The 24,826-nt window shown below is 55.6% G+C and carries 23 protein-coding genes and 1 pseudogene; 12 read left to right on the top strand and 12 right to left on the bottom strand.

The window, feature by feature from the left end; translation table 11 throughout:
* Nucleotides 1–7 precede the first annotated feature (7 nt).
* On the top strand, nucleotides 8–1,558 hold the full coding sequence (locus IEV29_RS12040) for an alpha-amylase family glycosyl hydrolase (protein WP_188381534.1): 1,551 nt from the start codon (nucleotides 8–10) through the stop codon (nucleotides 1,556–1,558).
* 12 nt (nucleotides 1,559–1,570) lie between these two features.
* On the opposite strand, the gene IEV29_RS12035 is transcribed toward IEV29_RS12040, so the two are convergent.
* Both IEV29_RS12035 and IEV29_RS12030 read right to left on the bottom strand, forming a co-directional pair.
* Entirely contained in the window at nucleotides 1,571–2,695 is a 1,125-nt protein-coding gene (locus IEV29_RS12035) for a metallophosphoesterase (RefSeq protein WP_188381533.1), read from the bottom strand.
* Between the two features lie 252 nt (nucleotides 2,696–2,947).
* The gene (locus IEV29_RS12030) at nucleotides 2,948–3,715 is read right to left on the bottom strand and encodes a hypothetical protein (RefSeq protein WP_188381532.1); all 768 of its coding nucleotides are present in this window, start codon (nucleotides 3,713–3,715) and stop codon (nucleotides 2,948–2,950) included.
* A gap of 109 nt (nucleotides 3,716–3,824) precedes the next feature.
* Between IEV29_RS12030 and trmB the strand changes: the two genes are divergently transcribed.
* A complete protein-coding gene (trmB, locus tag IEV29_RS12025) occupies nucleotides 3,825–4,541 on the top strand; it encodes a tRNA (guanosine(46)-N7)-methyltransferase TrmB (RefSeq protein ID WP_188381531.1) in 717 nt (238 codons plus the stop codon).
* 9 nt (nucleotides 4,542–4,550) lie between these two features.
* On the opposite strand, the gene recQ is transcribed toward trmB, so the two are convergent.
* Together recQ and IEV29_RS12015 are read right to left on the bottom strand one after the other, a co-directional pair.
* A complete protein-coding gene (gene recQ / locus IEV29_RS12020; RefSeq protein ID WP_188381839.1) occupies nucleotides 4,551–6,380 on the bottom strand; it encodes a DNA helicase RecQ in 1,830 nt (609 codons plus the stop codon).
* A gap of 31 nt (nucleotides 6,381–6,411) precedes the next feature.
* Nucleotides 6,412–6,675 carry a YkgJ family cysteine cluster protein gene (locus tag IEV29_RS12015; RefSeq protein ID WP_188381530.1) on the bottom strand — a complete coding sequence of 88 codons (264 nt, stop codon included), beginning with the start codon at nucleotides 6,673–6,675 and terminating at the stop codon, nucleotides 6,412–6,414.
* Between the two features lie 234 nt (nucleotides 6,676–6,909).
* Here IEV29_RS12015 and IEV29_RS12010 point away from each other — a divergent pair, with 234 nt between their 5' ends.
* Genes IEV29_RS12010 through IEV29_RS12000 form a run of 3 tightly spaced genes read left to right on the top strand, consistent with a single transcriptional unit; the run spans nucleotide 6,910 to nucleotide 9,271 of the window.
* The gene (locus IEV29_RS12010; protein ID WP_188381529.1) at nucleotides 6,910–7,575 is read left to right on the top strand and encodes a protein-L-isoaspartate O-methyltransferase family protein; all 666 of its coding nucleotides are present in this window, start codon (nucleotides 6,910–6,912) and stop codon (nucleotides 7,573–7,575) included.
* Nucleotides 7,576–7,602: 27 nt separating this feature from the next.
* On the top strand, nucleotides 7,603–7,926 hold the full coding sequence (locus IEV29_RS12005; RefSeq protein WP_188381528.1) for a rhodanese-like domain-containing protein: 324 nt from the start codon (nucleotides 7,603–7,605) through the stop codon (nucleotides 7,924–7,926).
* A 25-nt stretch (nucleotides 7,927–7,951) separates the two neighbouring features.
* Nucleotides 7,952–9,271, top strand: a complete 1,320-nt coding sequence (locus IEV29_RS12000) for a TolC family outer membrane protein (RefSeq protein ID WP_188381527.1) — start codon at nucleotides 7,952–7,954, stop codon at nucleotides 9,269–9,271.
* A gap of 41 nt (nucleotides 9,272–9,312) precedes the next feature.
* Here the strand turns inward: IEV29_RS12000 and IEV29_RS11995 are convergent, their stop codons facing one another.
* Nucleotides 9,313–9,954 carry a TetR family transcriptional regulator gene (locus IEV29_RS11995; RefSeq protein ID WP_188381526.1) on the bottom strand — a complete coding sequence of 214 codons (642 nt, stop codon included), beginning with the start codon at nucleotides 9,952–9,954 and terminating at the stop codon, nucleotides 9,313–9,315.
* Between the two features lie 243 nt (nucleotides 9,955–10,197).
* Here IEV29_RS11995 and IEV29_RS11990 point away from each other — a divergent pair, with 243 nt between their 5' ends.
* The 3 genes and pseudogenes from IEV29_RS11990 to IEV29_RS11980 all read left to right on the top strand — a co-directional run bounded on the left by IEV29_RS11990 (nucleotide 10,198) and on the right by IEV29_RS11980 (nucleotide 16,062).
* A complete protein-coding gene (locus tag IEV29_RS11990) occupies nucleotides 10,198–11,460 on the top strand; it encodes an efflux RND transporter periplasmic adaptor subunit (RefSeq protein WP_308632728.1) in 1,263 nt (420 codons plus the stop codon).
* Between the two features lie 12 nt (nucleotides 11,461–11,472).
* Nucleotides 11,473–14,620: pseudogene (locus tag IEV29_RS11985) on the top strand (efflux RND transporter permease subunit).
* Nucleotides 14,617–16,062: an efflux transporter outer membrane subunit gene (locus tag IEV29_RS11980; RefSeq protein WP_308632727.1), complete on the top strand. Its 1,446-nt coding sequence runs from the start codon at nucleotides 14,617–14,619 to the stop codon at nucleotides 16,060–16,062. The pseudogene IEV29_RS11985 and the gene IEV29_RS11980 overlap by 4 nt, the downstream one beginning before the upstream one ends.
* Before the next feature lie 64 nt (nucleotides 16,063–16,126).
* Here IEV29_RS11980 and IEV29_RS11975 read toward each other — a convergent pair whose 3' ends face one another.
* Complete coding sequence (locus IEV29_RS11975; protein ID WP_188381524.1) at nucleotides 16,127–16,420, bottom strand: hypothetical protein; 294 nt, start codon at nucleotides 16,418–16,420, stop codon at nucleotides 16,127–16,129.
* Between the two features lie 191 nt (nucleotides 16,421–16,611).
* On the opposite strand from IEV29_RS11975, the gene IEV29_RS11970 reads away from it, so the two are divergent.
* From IEV29_RS11970 to IEV29_RS11960, 3 genes are all read left to right on the top strand, one after another.
* On the top strand, nucleotides 16,612–17,136 hold the full coding sequence (locus IEV29_RS11970; protein WP_188381523.1) for a DUF3617 domain-containing protein: 525 nt from the start codon (nucleotides 16,612–16,614) through the stop codon (nucleotides 17,134–17,136).
* Between the two features lie 121 nt (nucleotides 17,137–17,257).
* Nucleotides 17,258–17,557, top strand: coding sequence for a hypothetical protein (locus tag IEV29_RS11965; protein ID WP_188381522.1), 300 nt, complete (start codon nucleotides 17,258–17,260; stop codon nucleotides 17,555–17,557).
* A 72-nt stretch (nucleotides 17,558–17,629) separates the two neighbouring features.
* A complete protein-coding gene (locus IEV29_RS11960) occupies nucleotides 17,630–18,184 on the top strand; it encodes a hypothetical protein (RefSeq protein ID WP_188381521.1) in 555 nt (184 codons plus the stop codon).
* 51 nt (nucleotides 18,185–18,235) lie between these two features.
* Here IEV29_RS11960 and waaA read toward each other — a convergent pair whose 3' ends face one another.
* The 4 genes from waaA to IEV29_RS11940 all read right to left on the bottom strand — a co-directional run bounded on the left by waaA (nucleotide 18,236) and on the right by IEV29_RS11940 (nucleotide 21,732).
* The gene (gene waaA / locus IEV29_RS11955) at nucleotides 18,236–19,525 is read right to left on the bottom strand and encodes a lipid IV(A) 3-deoxy-D-manno-octulosonic acid transferase (RefSeq protein WP_188381520.1); all 1,290 of its coding nucleotides are present in this window, start codon (nucleotides 19,523–19,525) and stop codon (nucleotides 18,236–18,238) included.
* Nucleotides 19,526–19,697: 172 nt separating this feature from the next.
* Complete coding sequence (locus IEV29_RS11950) at nucleotides 19,698–21,074, bottom strand: phosphomannomutase/phosphoglucomutase (RefSeq protein ID WP_188381519.1); 1,377 nt, start codon at nucleotides 21,072–21,074, stop codon at nucleotides 19,698–19,700.
* A gap of 29 nt (nucleotides 21,075–21,103) precedes the next feature.
* Entirely contained in the window at nucleotides 21,104–21,424 is a 321-nt protein-coding gene (locus tag IEV29_RS11945) for an H-NS histone family protein (RefSeq protein WP_188381518.1), read from the bottom strand.
* A 137-nt stretch (nucleotides 21,425–21,561) separates the two neighbouring features.
* Entirely contained in the window at nucleotides 21,562–21,732 is a 171-nt protein-coding gene (locus tag IEV29_RS11940; RefSeq protein ID WP_188381517.1) for a hypothetical protein, read from the bottom strand.
* 198 nt (nucleotides 21,733–21,930) lie between these two features.
* On the opposite strand from IEV29_RS11940, the gene IEV29_RS11935 reads away from it, so the two are divergent.
* On the top strand, nucleotides 21,931–22,755 hold the full coding sequence (locus tag IEV29_RS11935; protein ID WP_188381516.1) for a symmetrical bis(5'-nucleosyl)-tetraphosphatase: 825 nt from the start codon (nucleotides 21,931–21,933) through the stop codon (nucleotides 22,753–22,755).
* Here IEV29_RS11935 and IEV29_RS11930 read toward each other — a convergent pair whose 3' ends face one another.
* Nucleotides 22,756–23,490 (bottom strand): lysophospholipid acyltransferase family protein, encoded by a 735-nt coding sequence (locus IEV29_RS11930; RefSeq protein WP_308632726.1) that lies wholly within the window; start codon nucleotides 23,488–23,490, stop codon nucleotides 22,756–22,758. It abuts the gene before it with no gap.
* A gap of 51 nt (nucleotides 23,491–23,541) precedes the next feature.
* On the bottom strand, nucleotides 23,542–24,825 hold the full coding sequence (locus IEV29_RS11925; protein ID WP_188381514.1) for a dihydroorotase: 1,284 nt from the start codon (nucleotides 24,823–24,825) through the stop codon (nucleotides 23,542–23,544).
* Nucleotide 24,826 lies beyond the last annotated feature (1 nt).

Genomic DNA, 24,826 nt, shown 5'->3' with positions numbered 1-24,826 from the left:
TTGTTGCATGATTATTTATCAGGTCTACCCGCGCAGTTTTCAGGATTCAAATAACGATGGCATCGGCGATCTGGCCGGCATCGAGCAAAAACTGGATTACATCAAGAGTCTGGACGTGGATGCCATCTGGATCAGTCCCTTCTTCAAATCGCCGATGGTGGACTTCGGTTACGATGTTTCCGACTATCGCGATGTTGATCCGATTTTCGGCAACATGGACGATTTCAAAAGTCTGCTGGCCGCAGCCAAGAAGCGCGATATCGGCATCATTGTCGACATGGTGATCTCGCATACATCCGATGAGCACCCGTGGTTCAAGGACAGCCGTCTTGGCAAGAACGGCAAATCCAACTGGTACCTGTGGGTCAGCCCGCAACCGGATGGCAGCCCGCCCAACAACTGGGTTTCCGTCTTCGGCGGTCCGGCCTGGCGCTGGGATGCGGAACGTCGTCAATACTATTTCCACTCCTTCTTCGCCAGCCAGCCCGACCTCAACATGCACAACCCGGAAGTGCAGGAGCAAGTCCTGTCGGACATGCGCTACTGGCTGGATCTCGGTGTCAGCGGTTTCCGTTTCGATGCCTGCAATCACGTCTTTCAGGATCTGCAGTTACGCAATAATCCGCCGCGCGAAGATGTCAGCGCCGCCTTGCATCCGTATGGTTTTCAGGTGCACGTTTATGATCAGGCGCAACCGGAAATGCTGCCGTTCCTTGAAAAGATACGCGTACTGCTCGACGAGTATGATGCCTTCAGTCTGGCCGAAGTCGGCGGCCATGACGCCATCAAGCTGATGGGCCAATACACCGAGCCCGGGCGCCTGCATTCGGCCTACAGCTTCTCACTGATGCAACCCGACAGCAGTGCGCAACGCGTGCGCGATGTCATCACGGAGCTGGAAACGAATATTCCGTATCCAGGCGCGCCTTGTTACGCGCTGAGCAATCACGACAAGCCACGCGTGGCAACACGCTGGCAGAACGGGCGTGATCGTGCCGAGACCGCCAAGGAAATGCTGGCACTGCTGTTTTCCATGCGCGGTGACATCTGCATGTATCAGGGTGAAGAGCTCGGGCTGCCTCAGGCGGATGTGCCCTTTGAACGCATTCAGGATCCATTCGGCAAATCGTTCTGGCCGAAGTTCAAGGGACGTGATGGCTGCCGCACACCGATGCCATGGACCGGCGGCTCACACGGTGGCTTCAGCGTGGCTGAACCATGGTTGCCCGTCACGGACGAACATCGTGCGATCAACGTGAGTGTGCAGGAGGCCGATCCGCATTCCGTACTCAACTTCTATCGCAAGATGATTGCGGTACGACGCGCCAATCCGGCATTACACAAAACCGCAAAGATCGAATTGATCGATGCACCGCATGCGGTGCTGGCATTCTGCCGTACCACGGATGGTCAGAAGCTCTACTGCCTTTTCAACATGGATGTCATCCAGCATGTCGTGCAGTGCAACTACAACGGTCTGGTGTTCGGTCAGCACGTGACGCTGAACGATGGCAGTATCACGCTGGGCGTCAGCGGCTTTTGCCTGTTGGCCGTGTGATCCAACGCGCACCTAGCGTGCGCGTAAGGTGATCTCGGTAATTTCCGAAGGACGACCGAGACGAATCGGCAAACCGGCCCACAATCCCGTGCCATTACTAACATACAACTGCATGTCATTGACCTTGTACAGGCCGGAGACAAACCCCTGATTCGCCCACTGCACTACCTTGTGGAAACCCAGTATCTGTCCGCCGTGCGTGTGCCCCGACAATTGCAATAACACACCAGATGTCGCGTTCGCCAGCGCATCGATTGGCCGGTGTGCCAGCAAAATGATCGGCTGCCGAGAAGGCGCATCCTTCAGCGCAGCAGCCAGATCGGGCGGCGTCTCCCGGAAATTCGGTGCGATCGTATCTGTCACTCCTGCCAGCACAAAGGATGCATCATTCTGTGTGATCGTCACATGTTGATTCAACAGCATCGGCAAACCCAGATCACGGAAAGCGCGTAACCAACTTGCATAGTCTGCGTAATATTCATGATTACCGGGAATCGCATACACACCCTGCTTTGCCTGCAGCTTGCGCAGCGGTTGTATGTCCTGATGCCGCGCCTCCGGCGTGCCATCCACCAGATCGCCGGTAATCACGATCAAATCCGCTTGCAAGGCATTGGTCTTTTCCACCACGGCATCCATCCATGCTGCCTGCAGTAAACGGCTTGCATGCAGATCTGTCAGCTGTACCAGACGAAATCCATCCAGCTGGGCCGGCAATGCGGGCAACACGACCTCCAGCTTTTTCACATCCGGCACACGCACTGCCTGCCACACACCGATCAGCGACAGTATTGCCGCAATAGCGGCAATCACGCGGGGCACCCGTACCGAATACAGTAAAGACCGCGCATATCGTCTGAATGGCAGATACGCAAGCAGCGCAACAATATCCTTCAGCATCAGCAACAAGCCGGTGAAGCAGATGGCGCCATACAACCAGCCGAACGACACCAGTAAAACAAACGGGATTTCCGGCGATGCCATCGATCCGAAAAAATTGCGCGTAATCAGTTGATGCTCGGCGCCCAGCAGTATGACGACAGCAAGGCCCAGTCTGATCAATCGGGAAAATGGCAGCGGCCATACCAGCCGCCAGATGACGTACAACGCAATGAAACAAGAAACAGCATGAAACACGAGCACACCTTTTCAGCGATACGGGATCAGAGACTGGCTAACCGTGACAGTCTCGATCATCCATGATGATATTGACGGATACCCGGCGATCACGGTCAGAGCACGTGGCAATACCGCGCTGCTTCTGCTGACAACATGGATGACCGATTGCGACGATCAGGTTTGAAAGTGCGCACGCTGTTTTGTTCCTGCGCGCCAACAAAAGACGAGCATATACACCACGATCTGAGCGACCTTGAGAAAATTGACTGATTACTTGCTGACACGCGCCGCGATCGATTCCGCTTCTCTGGATGCCGCGTCCCGCTCATGCGCAGTCAGGCTGCCACACTCGTAATCGAGATTGGAACGATCACTGCTGCCGGCGAAGGAAGACAGGCCGACGATATACATGCCCCATGCACAACCTCGAATACGATCTTCCTTGTCGTAGGACTCGTTCGAATAAAGGTAAGCAAGCTGGCGCTGCGCCTGATGATCGTTGCCAAAAGCCGGCGGTTTTGCCGCCTTGATTCTTCTTGCAAAATCCTGCGCATCCGCATCGCGCCGCGCCCTGTAACCGTGAGATTGCGGATCATCCAGAAAGACCATGTCCGGCACCGGCACCAACGCACCGCCGCTTGCGCCGCAAATCCGCGCGCAGTCGTTCTTTACCGCGAAATAGCCAGGCTGATCGCCGCCGCCCACCGTAAAGGTACAGACATGACCTGCAGCACGGCTCAACAGATTGCCATCCGGTTGATCAGCAATACGAAATGAAATCTCGAATGCCCGGCTCCAGCCGTAATCGCGCTCGGTACGTGACAATGAGGTGGCGACCAGCGTCCAGTCCGAAAGATCGGACTTCATTTTCGCAAGATTCTGGCAAGCGCCCATCAAGGTTTCCCACGCCTGCGTGCTCTCGGCCTCGGTCAGTTGTGATTTGTTGGCAATCCCGCTTTGCAGCGCAAAGGGTTGCGCATTGTCGTTGTTGCATGCCGTCAATAATCCGACGGCGATCAAGATGGCCAGTAATCGCATGTGTCTCCTCCATTCATTCTTTTCTGCATGGTATCGCATGAAGATGGCAGGTTCGGCGCGGTACAATACGCCGCCTCAGATTCGAGCCTTATTTTCAACAGATACCAGCATGACCGATCACACCACCAACGACGGCAAGAAACCGCTTTTCTACGATCCGACCGAACATCGCATCCGCAGCTTTGTCACGCGCGCTGGTCGCCTGTCGAATGCGCAGGCGCGCGCCATCGAGGAATTCGGTCCGCAGTTTTTCATCCCCTATGAAAAGAAACCGCTGGATATCGATCAGGCATTCGGCCGGACCGCGCCGACAATCTTCGAAATCGGCTTCGGCATGGGCGAAACGACCGCCAGGATTGCATCCGGCATGCCGGAAAAGAATTTCATTGGCGTCGAGGTGCACACACCGGGCGTCGGCAATCTGCTCAAACTGATCAGCGAAGGCGGTCTGACCAATCAGCGCGTGATTCAACATGACGCATATGAAGTCTTGATCAACATGATCCCCGATCAGTCACTCGCCGGTGTGCACGTGTTTTTCCCTGATCCATGGCACAAGGCACGTCACAACAAGCGTCGCCTGATTCAGGGGCCGATGGTGGCGTTGCTTTCGTCGAAATTGAAAGCCGGTGGCTACATTCACTGCGCGACCGACTGGCAGGAATATGCAGAACAAATGCTGGAAGTATTGGGCGCCGAACCGACATTGAAGAATACGGCGGATGGCTACGCACCACGCCCCGATTATCGCCCTGTCACCAAGTTCGAAAATCGTGGGATCAAGCTCGGCCACGGCGTATGGGATCTGGTGTTCGAGAAAAAATGAGATGAGACTTTACGGTGTCGCCATGTCGCCAATCAACGCAACGATCTCGGCACCGTAACTTTCCAGTTTCTTTTCACCGACGCCGCTCACACCCCGCAAGGCGTCCAGTGAGGTGGGCTGCACCTTGGCAATCTCGCGCATGGTCGCATCCTGAAACACGACATAAGCCGGGACATTGTGCTTGCGTGCGGTTTCCATGCGCCACCAGCGCAGTTTTTCGAATACCGCCTGCTCTTCCGCCGACAAGTCAGTTTCCACATACCCTTTCGGCTTGCTGGTACGTCGTGTCTTGACCGGCTTCTGATACGCGCGCAATTGCACTTTCTCCAGCCCCTTGAGCACCGGTCGTGCCGCCTCTGTCAGCTTGAGCGCACCATACGATTCGTGATCGACGCTGATCAAACCCAATGCAATCGTTTGACGCAGAATGGCGCGCCACTCCGCCTCACTGCGATCCGCACCAATGCCGTAGGTCGAAATCTGCTCATGTCCCCACTGGCGTAACTTGTCGGAGTCAGCGCCACGCAACACATCCAGCACATGCATCGCACCAAACCGCTGATCGACCCGATAGATGGTCGACAACAGTTTTTGTACGGCGACCGTAGCATCGAATGAGCTTGGCGGCTGTGCACACGTATCGCAGTTGCCGCACGGCTCGGAGGATTGGCCGAAGTAATCGAGCAGACGCTGACGGCGACAATGCAGCGTCTCGCACAAACCGAGCATGGCGTCGAGCTTGGCGCCTTGCACACGCTTGAATGTGTCATCCGTTTCCGACTCGTCGATCATGCGGCGCTGCTGCACGACATCCTGCAAGCCATACGCCATCCATGCGCTGGCAGGCAAACCATCACGCCCCGCTCGACCGGTTTCCTGATAATAGCCTTCGATGCTCTTCGGCAGATCCAGATGTGCAACGAAACGTACATCGGGCTTGTCGATCCCCATACCAAAGGCAATCGTCGCCACCATCACAATGCCATCCTCGCGCAGAAAGCGTGACTGATTGGCGCTACGTGTCGCGAAGTCCATACCCGCGTGATACGGCAATGCCGTCAGACCGTTTTCATTCAGAAATTCGGCCGTCTCTTCCACCTTCTTGCGCGACAGGCAATAGACGATGCCCGCATCACCCGGATGTTCGCTTTCGATAAAGTCGAGCAACTGCTTGCGACTGCTGGCTTTTTCAACAATCTGGTAACGGATGTTGGGGCGATCAAAGGACGATACGAATCTGTGCGCATCCTCCAGTTGCAGGCGATGCGCGATTTCGGCGCGTGTCTGGTGATCCGCCGTCGCCGTCAACGCAATCCGCGGCACATGCGGAAAACGCTCGTGCAGCACCGACAGGCGAATGTATTCAGGGCGAAAATCATGCCCCCACTGCGAGACGCAGTGCGCCTCGTCAATCGCAAACAGAGCAATCTTGAGCGTATCGAGCATGTCAAGACAACGCGGCGTCATCAACCGCTCCGGCGCCACATACAGCAGATCAAGATCGCCGGTGCGCAGGCGACGCTCGATGCGTATCGTCTCGTCAAAACTCTGGGTGGAATTGAGAAATGCCGCACGCACACCGACTTCGGCCAATGCATCGACCTGATCCTGCATCAAGGCAATCAACGGCGACACCACAATACCGACCCCGTCACGCAACAACGCCGGAATCTGATAGCACAGTGATTTACCGCCGCCCGTCGGCATCAGTACCAGCGCATCGCCACCGCGTGCCACCGCATCCACGATGGCCGCCTGCTCGCCACGGAAGGAGGGATAGCCGAAAACCGTTTCCAGAATATGCAGCGCTCGAGCGCCCAGATCATCCCGCGTATTCATCGAATGCAATCGTCTTTCCTTGCTGACTGCCTCAATGCGCCACCGTCAGATACTCAAGCTGAGTCAGGAATGTCATGGCGTGCAGGCGTGTCGTGCCGCACATGTCCAGGTCCGGCTGCAAACTGCTGCAAACGGAAGGCCGTTCCGGCTGACCGAAAATCCGGCAACGATTCCCGTCGTCGAGCTGCACGCAACGCACCCCCGCCGGCTTGCCGTCCGGCATACCGGGAATGGCCGACGAAATCGACGGTGCGGTGCAGCAGGCGCCACAATCGGGACGACAGGCGAGACTCATTATCTATTTGCCAAGAAAGCAACCCGACAAGTGGTGGGCAGGGTGGAAAAAACGAGGAAGATGCACGTCATGGGCGCCATTGTACCGGTTGCAGCAAGCGGTCGCGGCAATCTTTCCCGGACAAAGCGTGTGGTTTTTTGCAAATTCCTGCCAGCCACAGGTGAAGCTGTTGCGATCAGGCACCCATCCTTTGATAAAATGCCGTCTTCCTTAATTCGTTACCAAGCCATCGCCATGAATATCGAACAAGCCCGTTTCAACATGATCGAACAACAGATCCGTCCTTGGGACGTGCTGGATACGGACGTTCTGGAACTCTTGACCATCGTCAAACGCGAAGCATTTGTGCCGGCCGCCTATCGTGGACTGGCTTTTGCCGACAGCGAGATCCCGCTGCCAGGTGGCGAGAATATGCTGGCACCACGTGTTGAAGCCCGCATCATGCAAGAACTGACTGTTCAAAAGCACGAAACCGTTCTGGAAATCGGCGCGGGCTCGGGTTACATGGCGGCACTGCTCGCACACAAGGCGCGTCATGTGACCACGGTTGAAATCAATCCGGAACTGAAAGCGCTGGCCGAGAAAAATCTGGCTGACTACGGCGTCACCAATGTCGAAGTCGTCGAAGGCGATGCCGCCCAAGGCTACACAGGTCTGGTGCAACCCCATTCGCCATACGATGTCATCGTCGTTTCCGGTTCGCTGCCATTCGTGCCGGAAGCACTGCTGGCCCAACTGAAAGTGGGCGGCCGCATGTTTGCTGTTGTCGGCACGGCACCTGCAATGACCGCACAGATCATCACCCGCATCTCCGAGGTGAAGTTCGATACCGTTGGCGTGTTTGAAACACTGATCAAGCCACTGCAAAACGCACCTGCACCTTCGCAGTTCAAGTTCTGATTCATCGATCTCAAAGAAAGTTTGCGGATGCAACAACTTACTGCCCCGGAAGTCGCCACCCTGATTGCTAACGCTTCCGCGGACAAGCCGATGTTGCTGGATGTGCGCGAACCATGGGAATTCCAGACCTGCCATATCGAAGGTTCGGTCTCGATTCCCATGAACACCATCCCCGCCCAGATCGAACAACTTGATCGCAACGCGCCGATCGTCTGCATCTGCCATCACGGCATGCGCAGCCTGCGCGTCGCCAGTTTTCTTGAAGCCAACGGTTTCGGCAAAGTCATCAACCTCACTGGCGGCATTCACGCATGGGCGCAGCAGGTTGATACCACCATGCCAACTTACTAAACAACGCGCTCCTCAGGAAAGAGCGATGCGCGTATTACGATTTTCCGCTGTTCTTCTCGCCCTTGCGGCATCCTTGCCTGCCTCGGCAACCGATTTGCTGCAAGCCTATCGTGACGCACTGGCCAACGATGCGATCTACGCAAGCGCCCGATCAGCCGCGGCTGCAGGGCGCGAACTATCGGTCCAAGGTCGCGCCAATTTATTGCCGCTGATTGGCTTGAGCGGCAATCATCAACAAATCCGTCGCCAGTCGACTCCCGAATACACCGCGCGCGGCTACACGCTGTCGCTGGCACAACCGCTGATCGACACTGCGGCATGGCAAACCTACGAGCAAAGCAAATTGCAGGTTGCCGCCAGCGAAACAACCTTTGCCGTCGCCGCCCAGGATCTGATCCTGCGTGTTGCCCAGGCCTATTTCGATGTATTGGCGGCACAGGACACCCTGACGTCTCTGCAGGCGCAAAAGAATGCCATTGACGAGCAGCTTGCTTTTGCAAAACGCAATTTCGAAGTCGGGAATGCAACCATCACCGATACGCATGAAGCGCAAGCCCGCTACGATCTGGCAACCGCACAGGAGCTTGCCGCACAAAGCGATCTGGAAATCAAACGTGAAGCGCTGGCCCAGCTAACCGGCCAATCGGCAACCGCACTGGCCGTATTGCGCAAGAATGCACAACTGCAGCCACCACAGCCCGCCCAGATGAGTCCCTGGGTCAGCAATGCAGAGCAACATAATTTTGATGTCATGGCCAAGCAGCTCATGCTGGAAATTGCACAGCGCGACATCACACGCAATCGTGCCGGTCATTACCCGACGGTTGATCTGGTTGCCACGCACACGGATACAACCCAGCGCAATAATGTCATCGGGCAAAGCACGGCCACGGGCCAGACCAATGCGGTCGGTCTGCAATGGCAGATTCCGCTGTTCAGCGGTTTTGCCGTAACGAGTCAGGTGCGACAGGCCATTGCGCTGGAAGACAAGGCACGCGCCGATCTGGAATCCTCACGTCGCGTTGCCGCACAGGCAGCACGACAAGCGTATGTCGGCGTGACAAGTGGACTGGCACAGGTGAAAGCATTGGAAGCGGCAGAAATCTCCAGCCGTTCCTCACTGGAATCGAATCGCATCGGCTATCGGGTCGGCGTACGTATCAACATCGATGTCCTCAACGCACAGCAACAGTTGTATGTCACGCAACGCGATCTGGCGCAGGCGCGTTACAACACCTTGCTCAACTCGCTTCGGCTGAAATCTGCAGCAGGCATGCTGCAGGAAGAAGATCTGATTCAAATCAATACCTTGCTGGTACCACCAGCCACATCACCACAATCCTGATGTCCTGTCCTGCATTGCGCAGGTGGTCATATATTGTTTGATCAGTTTGTTTTGATGCGCTGTGATGGCGCATAGCGCAAACCATCGATACAGGTATCGATCACATGCTCGGCGATCTCTGCCATGTCAAACGTCGTTGGCGAAAACAGCCAGTTCATCAGCAAGCCCACAACCTGACCATGCAAGGTTAGCGCAGCCAAGCGCGTATTGAGATCGGATGGCAACTGTTGGAGCGCAATCGCATCCTTGAGAATACGCTCCATATTCTCCAAACCCCGTCGATAGCAATCCTGCTGACGAATCCAGATCGGGTCGTTGCGATCAACCAGTTCACATTTCAGGAACAAGATATCGAGCACACGGCGTGTACGCTCATTCAGTGCGGCATCTTGCATCAAGTGCACCCACGTATCGCGCAAATGTCTCAGTGGATCAGCGGCATATTCTTCCGATGTCGCATTCATCAGCGACTCCATCGGCAACCGGACCCGCTCTGACATCGCCTCAAACAAATCTGCTTTGTTTTTGAAATGCCAATAGATTGCGCCACGTGTCACATCGGCCGCAACGGCAACATCCGCCAATGAAGTTTGCGCCAGCCCACGCGTATAAAACACCTCTTCGGCCGCATCAATGATGCGGTTACGCGTTTCGAGCGCCTCTTCTTTGGTAGAACGTGCCATCTGCTTTCAATCTCCTGTCACAAACTTTGTGTACTTTCGCTATGCTGAAGTGTTATTTTTATTGTCAGTTTCCTGTAATACATACATTCGCGAATGTATGTATAATACCCGACTTGCAGTAGTTCGGCAAAAAGCACAGCCGCAAAAGCCAGTGCCTGTTGTTTTGCTTCTCTTCAGCGTCACCAGTTTCTTTATCGGATCTGCCGTCCTCGGCAGCGCTTTCACCTATCGTGCGAGATGTATATGAGTTCACTTCCCCGTTTGACGCGCATCAGCGCCAGTCTTTTCCTGATCTTTGCTTTGGCCGCTTGCGGTAAAAAGAACGAGGCACCTGCCGCACCACCACCAACCGAAGTTTCCGTTATAACCATCAATGCCGCTCCTCTCGCCGTTACCAACGAATTGCCAGCACGCCTGGAATCCAGCCGCATCGCTGAAGTACGCGCCCGTGTCGCCGGCATCGTCCTGAAGCGTAATTTCCGCGAAGGTGCAGACGTTAAAGCCGGCGAACTGCTCTATCAGATTGATCCAGCCCAGTTCCAGGCCAACTACAACAGCGCCGATGCCGCAGTCCAACGTGCAGAGGCCACGCTACTGCAAGCAGAAATGACCGCCAAGCGCTACAAGCCGCTGGTAGAAACCAATGCCGTCAGCAAACTGGAATATGACAACGTCGTCGCCACCGAAAAGCAGGCGACTGCCGATCTGGTATCGGCCAAGGCCGCGCGTGAAACCGCACGCCTGTCGCTGGGGTACGCCAATGTGACCTCGCCGATCTCCGGCCGCATCGGTCGCGCATTGGTCACAGAAGGTGCACTGGTCGGGCAAAACGAAGCCACGCCTTTGGCTGTCGTCCAGCAGATCGATCCGATCTACGTCAACATGACGCAATCCAGCACCGAAGTGCTGCGTCTGCAACGCGCCATGGCCGCCGGCCAGCTGAAAAGCGCGGGCAAAGATCAGGTCAAGATCACCCTTGTCACGGAAGATGGTCAGGTCTATCCGCATCCCGGCAAATTGCTGTTCTCGGATCTGACGGTGGATGAAACCTCGGGTGCGGTTTCGTTGCGCGCCGAGTTTTCCAATCCGGAACGTACCCTGTTGCCAGGCATGTACGTGCGTGCACGAGTCGAACAGGCTGTCAATGACGCTGCCATTACCGTGCCACAACAGGCCGTAACGCAAACCCCTGGTGGCTCTGCTGTCATGGTCGTGGGCGAAGACAACAAGGTAACGTCGCGCCTCGTTAAAACCGGTTCGTCGAACAACAACAACTGGGTCATTGAAAGCGGCCTGAAGTCTGGCGAACGGGTGATTGTGGAAGGCCTGCAGAAAGTCCAGCCAGGCGCGACCGTGAAACCTGTGCCTTGGAAAAAAGCAGCGAATGTAACCGATGCAGCCGCACCGGAAGCTGCAGCACCAGCCACACCTGCTGCCGCAGAAACCAAGCAGCCCGCCGCCAATGCTCCTGCCAGCCAGAAGGCAGAGCAGCCCCAGTCGAAGTAAGGGAGTACCGTAATGGGTAAATTTTTTATTGATCGCCCGGTATTCGCGTGGGTACTGGCGATCTTCATCCTGCTCGCGGGCGGACTAGCCATCAAGTTTTTGCCGGTATCGCAGTATCCAAACATCGCCCCGCCGGCTATCGTCGTTACCGCCAACTATCCTGGCGCGACTGCGCAAACACTGGATGACAGTGTTACCTCGCTGATCGAACAGGAAATGAACGGCGCTGACGGTCTGATGTATGTCGAATCGCAAAGTCAGGCCAACGGCCAGGTACAGATCACGGTGACGTTTACGCCGGAAACCAATCCCGATCTGGCAGCCGTCGATGTACAGAACCGCCTCAAGCGTGTCGAGGCTCGCCTGCCTTCCGTCGTGACGCAACAGGGCGTGCAAGTCACTAAATCACGCAGCAACTTCCTGCTGTTCATCGGCTTGTCGTCGACCGACAATTCGCTGGATCCGATCGCATTGGGTGACTACCTGTCGCGTAACGTGCTCAATGAAATCCGTCGCGTCAAGGGCGTAGGTCAGGCCCAGTTGTTCGGCACCGAACGCGCGATGCGTATCTGGGTCGATCCGAACAAACTCGTTGGACTGAATCTGACACCTGCCGAAGTCACTGCTGCCATCCGTGCACAAAATGCACTGGTCGCAGGCGGTACGCTGGGTGAACTGCCAAGCAATAGCGACCAGCAGTATGCGGCTACGGTGGTCGTCAATGGCCAGATGACCAGCCCGGAAGAGTTCGGCAAGATTGTGCTGCGCGCCAATCGTGATGGTTCGACGGTGCGCTTGCGCGACGTTGCCCGTGTCGAAATCGGTGGACAGCAGTATGCGACCTCGGGTCGCTTGAACGGCAATCCGACCTCGTTCATCGGTGTGCAGCTGTCGCCGACGGCCAATGCGCTGGAAACTGCCAAGCTGGTCCACGCCAAGATGGACGAACTGTCGCGCTACTTCCCTGCTGGCGTGAAGTACGAGATTCCTTACGACACGTCGAAGTTCGTGCAGATCTCGATCGAAGAAGTGGTCAAGACCCTCATCGAAGCCATCATCCTGGTGTTCCTGGTGATGTTCCTGTTCCTGCAGAACATTCGCTACACGATCATCCCGACGATTGTGGTGCCGGTTGCGTTGGCAGGTACATTCGCCACGATGATGCTGTTTGGTTTTTCCATCAACGTGCTGACCATGTTTGGTATGGTGCTGTCGATCGGTATCCTGGTCGATGATGCGATCGTGGTGGTGGAAAACGTCGAACGTATCATGGCCGAGGAAGGGCTCTCGCCACGCGATGCAACACGCAAGGCCATGGGGCAGATCTCCGGTGCGCTGGTGGGTATTACGCTGGCTGATTGCCGTGTTCATCCCGATGGCATTCTTCGGTGGTGCCGTTGGAGCGATCTATCGTCAGTTTTCGCTGGCCATCGCCGCATCGATGGTGTTCTCGGTACTGATGGCGTTCACCTTGACACCGGCGCTGTGCGCAACAATCCTCAAACCGATCGAAAAAGGCCAGCATCACGAAAAACGTGGCTTCTTTGGCTGGTTCAATCGCAAGTTCAACAGCACGACGACCGGCTACCAAAGTTTCGTCTCCCGCATGCTGACCAAGACCGGTCGCTGGATGGTGGTATACGGCCTGATCATCGGCTGCGTTGCATTGCTGTACGCACGTCTGCCAGCCTCGTTCCTGCCGAACGAAGATCAGGGCTATATCGTGACCAACGTCGAATTGCCTGCCGGCGCGAGCCAGGCGCGTACGCTCGAGGTCATCAAGCAGATTGAAAACTTCTATCTGAACGAGCCAGCGGTCCAGCACGTGGTGGCAATTACGGGCTTCAGCTTCTCGGGTAACGGCCAGAATGCCGGTATCGTCTTTACGCCGTTCAAGGACTGGAAAGAACGTGGCAAGGGCGAGTCGGCTGATGAAATCGCCGCCAAGGCGTTCGGCACCTTCTCCCAGATCAAGGATGCCATCGTGTTCCCGCTGAACCCGCCTCCGATCCGCGAATTGGGTAACGCCACGGGCTTCACCTTCCGTCTGCAAGATCGTTCGGGTCAGGGACATGAAGCATTGGTCGCCGCACGCAATCAATTGCTGGGGCTGGCAGCGCAAAGTCCGGTACTGGCAGGCGTACGCCCTGAAGGTCTGGAAGATGCGCCGCAGCTGCAACTCGACATTGATCGCGACAAGGCCAATTCGCTGGGCGTGACGTTCGATGCCATCAATACGACGCTGTCGACTCTGCTGGGCTCGTCTTACGTGAATGACTTCCCGAATCAGGGTCGTCAACAGCGTGTGATCGTACAAGCCGATTCGCCACGTCGTCTGCAACCGGAAGATCTGAAAAATCTTTATGCACGTAGCTCGTCCGGCAACATGGTGCCTTTCTCGTCCTTCGTGACGTCGAAATGGATTACCGGTCCGGTGCAACTGATTCGTTACAACGGCTATCCGGCAATGAAGATTTCAGGTGCGACCAAACCAGGCTACAGCACGGGCGATGCCATGACGGAGATGGAAAACCTGATGACCAAACTGCCACCGGGCTTCGGCTTCGAATGGACAGGTCAGTCGCTGGAAGAGAAAACCTCGGGCGATCAGGCACCGGCACTGTATGCACTGTCGCTGATCGCCGTCTTCCTGGTGTTGGCTGCACTGTATGAAAGCACCTCGATTCCATTTGCGGTCATGCTGGTGGTGCCGCTTGGTATTCTGGGCGCACTGCTGGGCGTGACGTTGCGGGGGATGCCGAATGACGTGTACTTCAAGGTCGGCATGATTACGGTTGTCGGGCTATCGGCCAAGAACGCGATTCTGATCATCGAATTTGCGAAAGACCTGCAGGCACAAGGCAAGGGACTGATCGAAGCGACGCTGGAAGCGGTTCACCTGCGTTTCCGTCCGATCATCATGACTTCGCTGGCGTTCATCCTCGGGGTGCTGCCACTGGTAATTGCCTCGGGCGCAGGCTCTGCCAGCCAGCGCGCGATCGGTACCGGCGTGATGGGCGGCATGATCACGGCAACCGTCCTGGCGGTGTTCCTGGTCCCTGTGTTCTTCGTGGTCGTCCGCAAGTTGTTCAAGGGTAGCGAACGTCAACGTCGCATGTATGCGGCCAACAAGCCGCGCAATGAGGATGAAGAAATATGATGAAGCAAATCACATTGACGCTGCTGGCTGTCGGCGTCCTGAGCGCTTGCTCGATGGCACCCAAGTACACGCGTCCCGATGCACCGGTAGCGGCAAGCTACCCGGAGCATCGAGAAGCGCAAGGCGCTCAGCGCAGCGCAGCCGAAACTGGCTGGCGTGATTTTTTCCACGATGCACGTCTTCAGACACTGATCGGTCGTGCACTGGAAAACAATCGTGACCTTCGTGTTGCCGCGTTACGTATTGAAGAAGCGCGCGCGCAGTACAACATCGTGCAGGCCGATCGCGTACCGAACCTGAATGGTACGGCAACCGGCAACCGCGGCCGCACGCCTGCCTCCGTCAATCAGTTTGGCCAAAGCGTCGTCACCAGCAATTATCAGGTTGGTGTGTCGCTAGCCTCCTTTGAACTCGATTTCTTCGGTCGCGTAAAAAGTCTTAGCGATGCCGCGCTGGCAAGCTATCTCTCTACCGAAGAAGCGCGCGTATCGGCGCAGCTCAGTCTGATTTCAGAAGTCGCGAAGGCCTATCTGAACGAACGTGCCTTTGCTGAACAGGAAGAACTGGCGCGTCGCACGCTGGAAAGTCGTGCCAAAGGTTACGAGCTGGCCAAGCAGCGCTTTGACGTAGGCGCAACCTCGGCGCTTGATCTGCAGCAGAACGAAGCCTTGTTGCAGACCGCTCGCGTTACCGCAGCCAGCGTGGCGCGTCAGCGTGCGCAGGCATGGAACGCATTGACCGTACTGGTCGGTCAACCATTGACGGATCTGCCCGCTCCGCAACCATTGTCGTCGCAAGACATCGTGACCGAGTTGCCAGCAGGCCTGCCATCCGATCTGCTTGTGCAACGTCCGGATATTCGCAGTGCCGAACAGACACTGCTGGCAGCCAATGCCAATATCGGTGCGGCGCGTGCCGCTTTCTTCCCGCGCATTTCGCTGACGGCAGGTGTGGGCACGGCGAGCAATTCGCTGGACGGCTTGTTTGAAAGCGGATCGCGTGCGTGGTCTTTTGCACCGCAATTGGTTCTGCCGATCTTCCAGGGTGGTCGCAATACGGCCAATCTGAATCTGGCTGAAGTGCGCAAAAACATTGCTGTCGCAAACTACGAAAAGACCATTCAGGTTGCCTTCCAGGAAGTCGCTGACGCACTGGTCGCACGTGGTTTTCTCGATGAGCAGGCGGATGCACAAGAACGTGTGCAGCGTGCCCAGGCAGAGCGCATGAAGTTTGCGGATCAACGTTTTGAGAACGGTATTGCGAGCTCCCTCGACGTACTCGATGCACAACGTGAATTGTTTTCCGCCGAACAGGAACTGGTGCAGATTCGCCTGCTACGTCTGACCAATGCTGTCGATCTGTATCGCTCGCTGGGCGGAGGTATTCGGGAAACCACTGCGACGGCAGCCGCACCAACCACACCGGCAACGTCGGCACCATAAGCAGACCAACTGCAAAACAAAAAAGAGGCCATCCGGCCTCTTTTTTTATGGGGTATGTTTCTTCTTATGCCAAAGCGGGCTGCGCGTCGCCGGGTCCTTTGAGAAAGGTTGCCGTCAAACGCATCTGCTCGGCCAGTTTTTTTGCCAGCGGCTCGAAAATCGCGCGGCGCTGCTCGGTCAGTTTTTCACCCGGATTACCATGTACAAGGCAAGTCAAACGCGAGGTACCTGAGGTGCAGACACTGAGAAGAACCCTACCCAGTTGACCCAGTTCGCTGTGTCGGAAAATATATTCGTAAGATGTGGCAGAAATCGGTTTGCGTTGTGCTGTCACGTTTGGTGGTAATTCAATTGCCATGTGCTGCGTTCTCCTTTGTTGCCGTATTGTCGGCTGCTCCTACTTGTTTTCGTATCCCATTTTTATGGGATATCTCATACTGATTTGCAATATGGTTAGACAAATCGGTGCATACCATACCACAGACACTTGTCTTGGAACCTCCCCGCCAGCGCATTATCCAAACCACATTGTCACTTGCTGGAGCATGCATGTCTTTCTGGAAGAAACCACTACTGTGTCTGCCGTTTTTATCGATTGCCTTATCCGCTCACGCTGCAGACCATCCATTACGATCCGGCACCTGGGAAATTACCGCCAGCTCCAATCTGCTTGGCTTGGTTGAGCAGGTGCCACCGGATCAGCGCCGTCAACTTGGCAATCTTGCAAAGCAATATGGGTTTGTCATGCCGGATATCAAGGACGGCGCGGCCAGCTCCCGGGTTTGCGTTACACCAGACATGGCAAAACAGAATGTATTGCCTACCAGCTACCATCGCCAGTCAGGATGCGAAGCACGCAACACGCAGCGCATCGGTAATCAGGTGACCGCTGACATTATTTGTGATGGTGCACAAATCAAAGGACAGGGGCGTGTCGAAGCAACCTTGAATACGCCTGATACCTTTACGGGGAAAACCAGCTTCAAGGGATTGGTGCATGGCGTGGCTGTCGATGAGCAGGCCAACACCAGCGGTCGCTGGATTGCGGAAGCCTGCAATCAGGCCAATCCGTGAATAGGAATGTTTACCTCACGAAAAAATAACGGAAACATCTGGTCACAATCGTTACCACTTCAAGGTGGTTATTGCCGGGCGCCTGTTATGTAATGACTTCATCCACTCAAGGAGATGAATCATGAAAAAACTTCTCGGCTTCTCGGCGGCAATCCTGGCGGGCGCAACGCTTTTCTTTTCTGCTGCACCCGCGATGGCACGCGTCAATGTCGACGTGGCCATTGGCGTGCCGGCACCGGTCTATGTCGCACCACCTCCTGTGTATGCGCATCCAAGACCCGTTTATGTTGCGCCGCCACGCCCGGTTTACGTCGCGCCGCGTTACTACTATCCTGAGCGACACTATCACCGTCATCACTACCGTCATGACCACCGCCATCGTGGACATCACCACCATCATGGCCGTCATGGCAGACATTGAGTCGCCATCTAATACCGGACCTGTTGTGCTATGAACCTTCGCAAGCCATCATTGATTGCCCTGCTCCTTGGCATGACGCTATCCCTCATGGGTGCGATGCCGGCGTCTGCGGAACGTGTCAGCACTGTCACGCTTGAACAGGCGCAACAGGACATTCGTGCGCAGATTCAATACGGTCTGGAATATGGGTTCATTACGCCGGAAGAAGCGCGGGTCCTTTATCAACGCGAACGTGACATCCAGTTCAGAGACATGCGCTATCGACAGAATCCCCATGCATCACCTCGCGAGCGGGATCAGCTATGGCGCGATCTGGATGCCATGCGGCTGGATGTGGATCGCAAGCTCAATGGCGACCACGGCAAGCAACGCGCCGCACTGCGACTTGATCAGCGTCAGATCCAACTCAATGATCGTATCAATCGTGGTATCGCGGCAGGACTCATCGCGCCGAGCGAAGCGCATCAGCTACAACAACGGCAGCGTGATATCAGCCGCCGCGAAGCACGTCTTCAGGCAAACGGTACGCTCGGACCAGTGGAACGTGACCGCCTGCATCGCGAATTGGATCGACTGGAATGGGAAGTCAATCGTCTGCTCGATCATGCCTACCAATATCGTCAGTAATGGCTGAGCTGCTGCGATGTGCGCAATGATATGCACACTGAATAACGCGGCTCACACTGCTCTGCCTGATGAAGCCCTGACCAATGGCACGAGCAAATCCATCGTGCGTGATGTGGCACCGCCATGCTGTCGTGCAAAGCGACATGCGTTCTCTCCCATTTCCTCACGCACATCCTGATGCATCAGCAGCCGCGCAGCTTGCGCCATCATGGCTGTCGCATCAGGCATCCGCAAGGCGGCTCCCTCTGCAATCGCATTGTCTGCGGCATCTGCAAAATTGAACGTGTAAGGGCCGATCAGGACCGGTTTGCCGACAGCACACGCCTCAATCAGATTGTGTCCACCCAGCGGCAGGAAACTGCCGCATACACAAGCCACATCAGCAGCTGCATAGTAAGCAAACATCTCCCCCATAGAGTCACCAAGGAACACCTGCACATCGGCGGGTACGGCTTCTTCGCCCGATTCGGAACGGCGCATCAGCGACAGTCCGCGCGTACGGATCTGCTGCGCCACGCTGTCAAAACGCTGCGGGTGACGTGGCACGATAAGGAGCAGGACATCGGGTATTGTCAACGCCGTCAACGCGTCGAGGATCAGGGTCTCCTCGCCATCCCGCGTGTTCGCACAGACCAGAACCGGACGCGGACCAAAACGACGACGCAATTGCGCACCACGCACAAGCATTGCGTCCGGCGGCACGATATCGAACTTGATGCTGCCGGTAACCTGCACACACGGCGCACCTAGCTGGCGGATACGTGCTGCATCACTTTCCGTCTGCGCTGCAACAACTGTCATTGCACGTGCCGCCTCGACAAAAAGCGAGGGCAAGCGCAATGCCTTTTTCAGGGAACGCTCGGACAAGCGCGCATTGACGAGCGCAACCGGCACATCATGGCGTTTGCATTGGCGCATGACATTTGGCCAGACCTCTGTTTCCATCAGCACGCATAACTGCGGTTGGAAGCGACGTAAAAAACGAGCAACCATCCAGCCTGTGTCATAAGGCAGGTAGCTTTGCACGACACGCGACTCATGCTCGAATAAGGCGCGACCGGTTGCTCGACCGGTTGGCGTCATATGCGTCAGCAACACGACATGCCGTGGAAAGTGCGCAAGCAATGCTTCGATCAATGGCTGTGCAGCACGCGTCTCGCCGACCGACACCGCATGGACCCACAGCACTTGCGCGCTCGACATCAACGGGACCTTGCCGTAGCAGCCCAGCCGCTCGGCAACATGTTGTCGATAACCAGGCTCCTTGCGACCACGCATCAGGAGTCGCAACAAAACCAGTGGCAGAGCGAGCCACCACGCAATCGAATACATCAGTCGCATCGTATGAGGGACGCATCACATCGGATACGTGGAAGAAAAATTGGCGGAGACTGCATGAACCGTATTATGCCGCAGCGGCGGACACACCATTACACATCGAATTGCGAAACCCATAAGGAACAAGGCAGCCGAACACTTGTTCGACTGCCTTGTTCATTACGTTCAGACAGCATCAATACGGCATGACAGCATCCGGCTTGGCATCCTTGATCACACGCTTGAATTCACCCTGAATACGTTCCAGCGCCGCCTGCGATTCTGCCTCGAAACGCATGACAATCACAGGTGTCGTGTTGGAGGAACGCGCCAGACCGAAGCCATCCGGATACTCAACGCGCAAGCCATCGATCGAAATGGTCTGATCGGAACCCGGGAACTTGGCTTCTGCCTGCAGTTTTGCAATCAGCGGGAAGCTCTCGCCATCCTCCAGTTTCAGTTGCAGTTCCGGCGTACTGGTCGATTGCGGCAAACTATTCAGCAAGGCCGAAGGATCCTTCTCTCGACTCAGCAATTCGAGCATGCGCGCACCTGCATACATGCCATCGTCAAAGCCGTACCAGCGATCCTTGAAGAACACATGGCCGCTCATCTCGCCACCAAGTGGCGCACCGGTTTCACGCATCTTGGCCTTGACCAGCGAGTGTCCGGTTTTCCACATCAGCGGCTTGCCGCCGTTCTCGGTAATCCACGGCGCCAGATGGCGCGTGCATTTGACGTCGTACAGAATCTGCTCACCCGGATGGCGTGTCAGTACATCCTTGGCAAACAGCATCAACTGACGATCAGGATAAATGATCTGACCGTCCTTGGTCACCACACCTAAGCGATCGCCGTCACCATCAAAGGCAAGGCCGATTTCCGCATCGGTCTCCTGCAGGCAGCGAATGAGATCCTGCAGATTTTCCGGATGGGCCGGATCGGGATGGTGATTCGGGAAATTGCCATCAACTTCGCAAAACAGCTCAATGACTTCACAACCGAGCGCACGATACAAATCACCCGCAAATGCACCTGCCACACCGTTTCCGCAATCCACGGCGATCTTCATCGGACGTGCCAGCTTGACGTCATCAACGATACGCTTCAGATAATCCGCAGCGATATCATGCGTGCGATAACTGCCTGCACCTTCACTGAAGGTTTGATCGACGATTGCCTTGTACAAGGACTGAATCGCGTCGCCGTAAATGGCTTCGCCCGACAACACCATCTTGAAACCGTTGTAGTCCGGCGGATTGTGACTGCCGGTGACCATGATGCCGGATTGCGTGTCCAGCTTGTGCGTCGCAAGGTACAGTACCGGCGTGGCAACCACACCAAGATCGATGACATCAACGCCGGCAGCCTGCAAGCCTTCAGCCAGCGCTTTCGCGAGCGATGGGCCAGACAGACGACCATCGCGACCGATGACCACCGTCTTTTCGCCTTTGGCACGGGCAGCCGTACCAAAGGCCCGTCCGATATCCCGTGCAATTCCTGCATCGAGAGTCTTGTCGATGATGCCGCGAATATCGTATGCCTTGAAAATTCCCTGTGTGAGCGTTGTCATGTTAAATCGCAATCCTGTCAAAGATATCGTCAAACTCCGATGGAATCGAGCGAATTGCCACCTGCCAGCCAATCCTTTACCCACTGTGGCTGACGACCACGTCCGGTCCACTGCAACGACGCATCCTTCGGATGACGATAGCGCACGGCAACCGGTTTTCTGGTTTTGACCACTTTTGTCTTGCCTGCAGAACCGAGCAACTCATCAAGCGATACGCCCACGCTTTGTGCGATCGCAATGATCTGCTCACGTGCGCGAACAACTTCCTGCTTTTGACGCTTTTTGATTTCCTGCTTGATTTTTTCCTGCAAGGCAGACAGTTCGGCCAATGACAATCCGGACAAATCCATGAGAGGCTCCTTTTTTACGACATTGAATGAATAAGAGAAATAAAACACAAAACGGCGATTACTTTAACAGCCGCGTCGTTTTTTCGCCTGAATTCATTTTAAATATCGAAGATTTGATCGAATAAACGAAAAGAGCTTTATTTAAAAGTTTCTCCCAATGGCAAATCGTTATTGAGACCAGTCCCAATCGAAATAGTTTCACAAATTACAACAACATCCTGCCCTATTGCTCCAAGCAATTGCTGCGCCTGCTCATGGCTGAACGTTCCTGCACCTGCCTGACCAATTGCGACTGCAATTCCTGACATTGCTGCATTTCATTTAAAGCGACTCCACTATTTAATAATTGGCTGAAAATAAACCAGCCACTCGCAATCTGATTTATTTTCCAGCCTTGGAATTTAATTAAAAACGCCAGCGTGATAACTAGCCAAAAACAATACGGTCAGGCTGACAGATGGCGAATCAAGGCTACAATCGAGGCAAAGTCGCTTTTAATTATTTTCATGACAACTTACGCCATCGGTGATCTGCAAGGCTGCAATGGACAATTAAGTCATTTGCTGGATGCCATTGACACACATACTCCGGATGCAAAACTGATTTTTGTTGGCGATATCGTCAATCGTGGTCCGGCGTCACTCGCCACATTACGACGCATCAAGGCACTGGGCCCGCGCGCCCGCATCGTGCTCGGCAATCACGATCTCAATCTTCTCGCCGTTTCGTGCGGGCTCAGAAAACCCAGCGCATCCGATACATTGGATGACATTCTGCAAGCCGATGATCGCGAGGAGTTACTGACATGGTTGCGTCACCAGCCGCTGGCATTTGCAGAAGACGATCGTTTGTTTGTGCACGCAGGTGTTTTGCCGCAATGGTCTGTCGCACAAACGGTTGCGCTGTCACGGGAGGTGGAAAATGCATTGCAACGCGATGACTGGGTCGACTTTCTGCGCAATATGTACGGCAATGCGCCAGCCGGCTGGCATGATGAACTGCAAGGCATTGATCGCCTGCGGGTGATCGTCAATGCCTTGACGCGCATCCGCTTTTGCAACCGCGATGGCACGATGGATTTCAAGACGGCAGAAGGAATTGAGCAAATTCCTGCAGGCTTGCAGCCATGGTTCGATATGCCGAACCGAGGTACCGCGAACACAACCGTTGTGTTCGGTCACTGGTCAACGCTGGGGCTGTTAGTGCGACCGAATCTGCTGGGACTGGATACAGGTTGTGTCTGGGGAGGAAAACTGACAGCGATCAATCTGCAGGATCGCTCACTGATTCAGGTCGATTGTCCGCAACATCAACGCCCTGGCAAATCCTGATCAGACAGCCTGCCTGGCTTGCAACACACTGCCAATTGCAGCATGCGCCTGTTGTGCCAATACACGGCGATCCGAGTCCGTCGTTTCGATCAACGGCAATTCAGTGAGTTCGGCGCGCATCCCGCGGGCTTTAAGAATCAGCATCATGCTGTCGACGAACGTCGTATCGCCGACAAAATCAGCGGCTTTATGCAAAGCACCGCTGTCATGCAGATAGCGCACAGCATAAGGTTGAATCGGTACGGCAGCAGCGATCGCCGCCTCGAACAGGTTGGAATGAAACGGCAAGAGCACACCTTGCGCCGATGTGGTCCCTTCCGGAAAAAAAGCGATACGCTGTCCGCGCAAGAGTCCCGTCACCAATCCTTCCTGCACACGCCTTGTCTCGCGCCGTTTTCCACGCGCGATAAAAATCGTGCCGGCCTGTTCACACAACCATCCCAACAAAGGCCAGCTGCGGATGTCTGCCTTGGCGACGAAGTGGCAGGGTTGTACGGAATTGATGACGAAGATATCCAGCCACGACACATGATTGGCGACCACCAGCACAGAGCGTTTGTCTGACGGCACATCAGAAACATGATGATCGACGCGTACGCGCAAGATACGCAACAGCCCGCGTGACCAATGTTTGACGAGCGCTTCACGACGGGCCGCACTGACCAGCGGAAAGACAATGGCGCTGGTTGCCAATCCCTGCAGCAGGTGGAGAATGACGCGCAGAAAAGGCCACATGATCACGCTAGTCAGCCTTTCTGGATACCGGCATGTGCGCGCAACAAAGTCTCAACGCTGAAACGCGATGTGACCTGCAACGATCGTGGCCTTGACCTGACCTGCCAGCTCGTAACCGACAAACGGTGTGTGCTTGCCCTGACTAGCCAGTGCGGCAGCCTCCACTTTCCAATGCACTGCAGGATCAAACAGACAGACATCGGCGACACTGCCAACGCCCAACTGACCGGCCTGCAAACCGACGATGCGCGCAGCGTCACTGGTGACTTTGGCAATGGCCTGCGCTACCGCTTTTTTAGGCTCTGCACATTCTTCCCCCCACTTCAATGCGAGGGAAAGCAGCAATTCCAATCCTGTTGCACCGGGTGACGCTTCACCGAACGGCAGCAATTTTTCATCATCGTCAACAGGCGTGTGATCAGAACAGATCACATCAACCGTGCCATCCAGCAGACCGGCACGAATCGCATCACGATCACGCTGGCCGCGCAGCGGCGGATTCAGGCGCGCATTGGAATCAAAGAAGCCGATATCCATCTCCGTCATGTGCACGTGATGCGCACCCACGTCACAGGTAATCGGCAAGCCCTCTTTCTTTGCAGCCCGCACCAGTTCCAGCCCCGCCGCTGTCGACATGCGGCACAGATGCACGCGTGCCCCTGTGACACGGACGAGTTCAAGAATCGTATGCAAGGCAACCGTCTCAGCCATCACGGGTACACCGGACAAACCAAGGCGGGACGCGACTGGCCCACTATGGGCCACACCGCTACGTCCCAAATGCGGATCCTGCGGACGCAACCAGACCGTGAAGTCGAATGTCTTCGCATACTGCAATGCACGCAACAGAACGGTGGTATCCAGAATCGGCTGATCAGCCTGCGAAAAGCCGATACAACCGGCATCGGTCAGCTCAGCCATCTCTGTCAGTGACTTGCCTTCCAGCTTCGTCGTCAATGCACCCAATGGATAAACGTGCGCCTGATTCAACAAGCGTGCGCGATGCTTGAGCATCTCAACCAGACCCGGCTCATCCAGCACGGGATCCGTATCCGGCGGACAAACCAGGCTCGTCACACCACCCTGCACTGCCGCCTGCATTTCGGATTCCAGCGTAGCCTTGTGTTCATACCCAGGCTCGCGCAGACGCGCGCTCAAATCGACGAGGCCCGGGGCCACGATCAAGCCAGTTGCATCAATCACCTTGCTGGCAGCGAAACCTTCCGGCGCCTGACCGATGCCAACCACTTTTCCCGCTGCGATATAAACGTCCTGCTGTGCATCGATGCCGTTTGCCGGATCGACCAGATGACCATTCTTGATATGGATCTTCATC

Source organism: Oxalicibacterium faecigallinarum (assembly GCF_014635705.1).
Lineage (GTDB): Bacteria > Pseudomonadota > Gammaproteobacteria > Burkholderiales > Burkholderiaceae_D > Oxalicibacterium > Oxalicibacterium faecigallinarum.
The sequence above is the reverse complement of the archived record's forward strand: the minus strand, read 5'-3'. Positions and strand labels throughout refer to the sequence as shown.

Excerpts from the sequence above, each read along its gene's own strand:
- IEV29_RS12040 (WP_188381534.1), top strand. The coding sequence starts at position 8 with ATGATTATTTATCAGGTCTACCCGCGCAGTTTTCAGGATTCAAATAAC.
- IEV29_RS12030 (WP_188381532.1), bottom strand. The coding sequence starts at position 3,715 with ATGCGATTACTGGCCATCTTGATCGCCGTCGGATTATTGACGGCATGC.
- trmB (WP_188381531.1), top strand. The coding sequence starts at position 3,825 with ATGACCGATCACACCACCAACGACGGCAAGAAACCGCTTTTCTACGAT.
- recQ (WP_188381839.1), bottom strand. The coding sequence starts at position 6,380 with ATGAATACGCGGGATGATCTGGGCGCTCGAGCGCTGCATATTCTGGAA.
- IEV29_RS12015 (WP_188381530.1), bottom strand. The coding sequence starts at position 6,675 with ATGAGTCTCGCCTGTCGTCCCGATTGTGGCGCCTGCTGCACCGCACCG.
- IEV29_RS12010 (WP_188381529.1), top strand. The coding sequence starts at position 6,910 with ATGAATATCGAACAAGCCCGTTTCAACATGATCGAACAACAGATCCGT.
- IEV29_RS12005 (WP_188381528.1), top strand. The coding sequence starts at position 7,603 with ATGCAACAACTTACTGCCCCGGAAGTCGCCACCCTGATTGCTAACGCT.
- IEV29_RS12000 (WP_188381527.1), top strand. The coding sequence starts at position 7,952 with ATGCGCGTATTACGATTTTCCGCTGTTCTTCTCGCCCTTGCGGCATCC.
- IEV29_RS11995 (WP_188381526.1), bottom strand. The coding sequence starts at position 9,954 with ATGGCACGTTCTACCAAAGAAGAGGCGCTCGAAACGCGTAACCGCATC.
- IEV29_RS11990 (WP_308632728.1), top strand. The coding sequence starts at position 10,198 with ATGAGTTCACTTCCCCGTTTGACGCGCATCAGCGCCAGTCTTTTCCTG.
- IEV29_RS11980 (WP_308632727.1), top strand. The coding sequence starts at position 14,617 with ATGATGAAGCAAATCACATTGACGCTGCTGGCTGTCGGCGTCCTGAGC.
- IEV29_RS11975 (WP_188381524.1), bottom strand. The coding sequence starts at position 16,420 with ATGGCAATTGAATTACCACCAAACGTGACAGCACAACGCAAACCGATT.
- IEV29_RS11970 (WP_188381523.1), top strand. The coding sequence starts at position 16,612 with ATGTCTTTCTGGAAGAAACCACTACTGTGTCTGCCGTTTTTATCGATT.
- IEV29_RS11965 (WP_188381522.1), top strand. The coding sequence starts at position 17,258 with ATGAAAAAACTTCTCGGCTTCTCGGCGGCAATCCTGGCGGGCGCAACG.
- IEV29_RS11960 (WP_188381521.1), top strand. The coding sequence starts at position 17,630 with ATGACGCTATCCCTCATGGGTGCGATGCCGGCGTCTGCGGAACGTGTC.
- waaA (WP_188381520.1), bottom strand. The coding sequence starts at position 19,525 with ATGCGACTGATGTATTCGATTGCGTGGTGGCTCGCTCTGCCACTGGTT.
- IEV29_RS11950 (WP_188381519.1), bottom strand. The coding sequence starts at position 21,074 with ATGACAACGCTCACACAGGGAATTTTCAAGGCATACGATATTCGCGGC.
- IEV29_RS11945 (WP_188381518.1), bottom strand. The coding sequence starts at position 21,424 with ATGGATTTGTCCGGATTGTCATTGGCCGAACTGTCTGCCTTGCAGGAA.
- IEV29_RS11940 (WP_188381517.1), bottom strand. The coding sequence starts at position 21,732 with ATGTCAGGAATTGCAGTCGCAATTGGTCAGGCAGGTGCAGGAACGTTC.
- IEV29_RS11935 (WP_188381516.1), top strand. The coding sequence starts at position 21,931 with ATGACAACTTACGCCATCGGTGATCTGCAAGGCTGCAATGGACAATTA.
- IEV29_RS11930 (WP_308632726.1), bottom strand. The coding sequence starts at position 23,490 with ATGTGGCCTTTTCTGCGCGTCATTCTCCACCTGCTGCAGGGATTGGCA.
- IEV29_RS11925 (WP_188381514.1), bottom strand. The coding sequence starts at position 24,825 with ATGAAGATCCATATCAAGAATGGTCATCTGGTCGATCCGGCAAACGGC.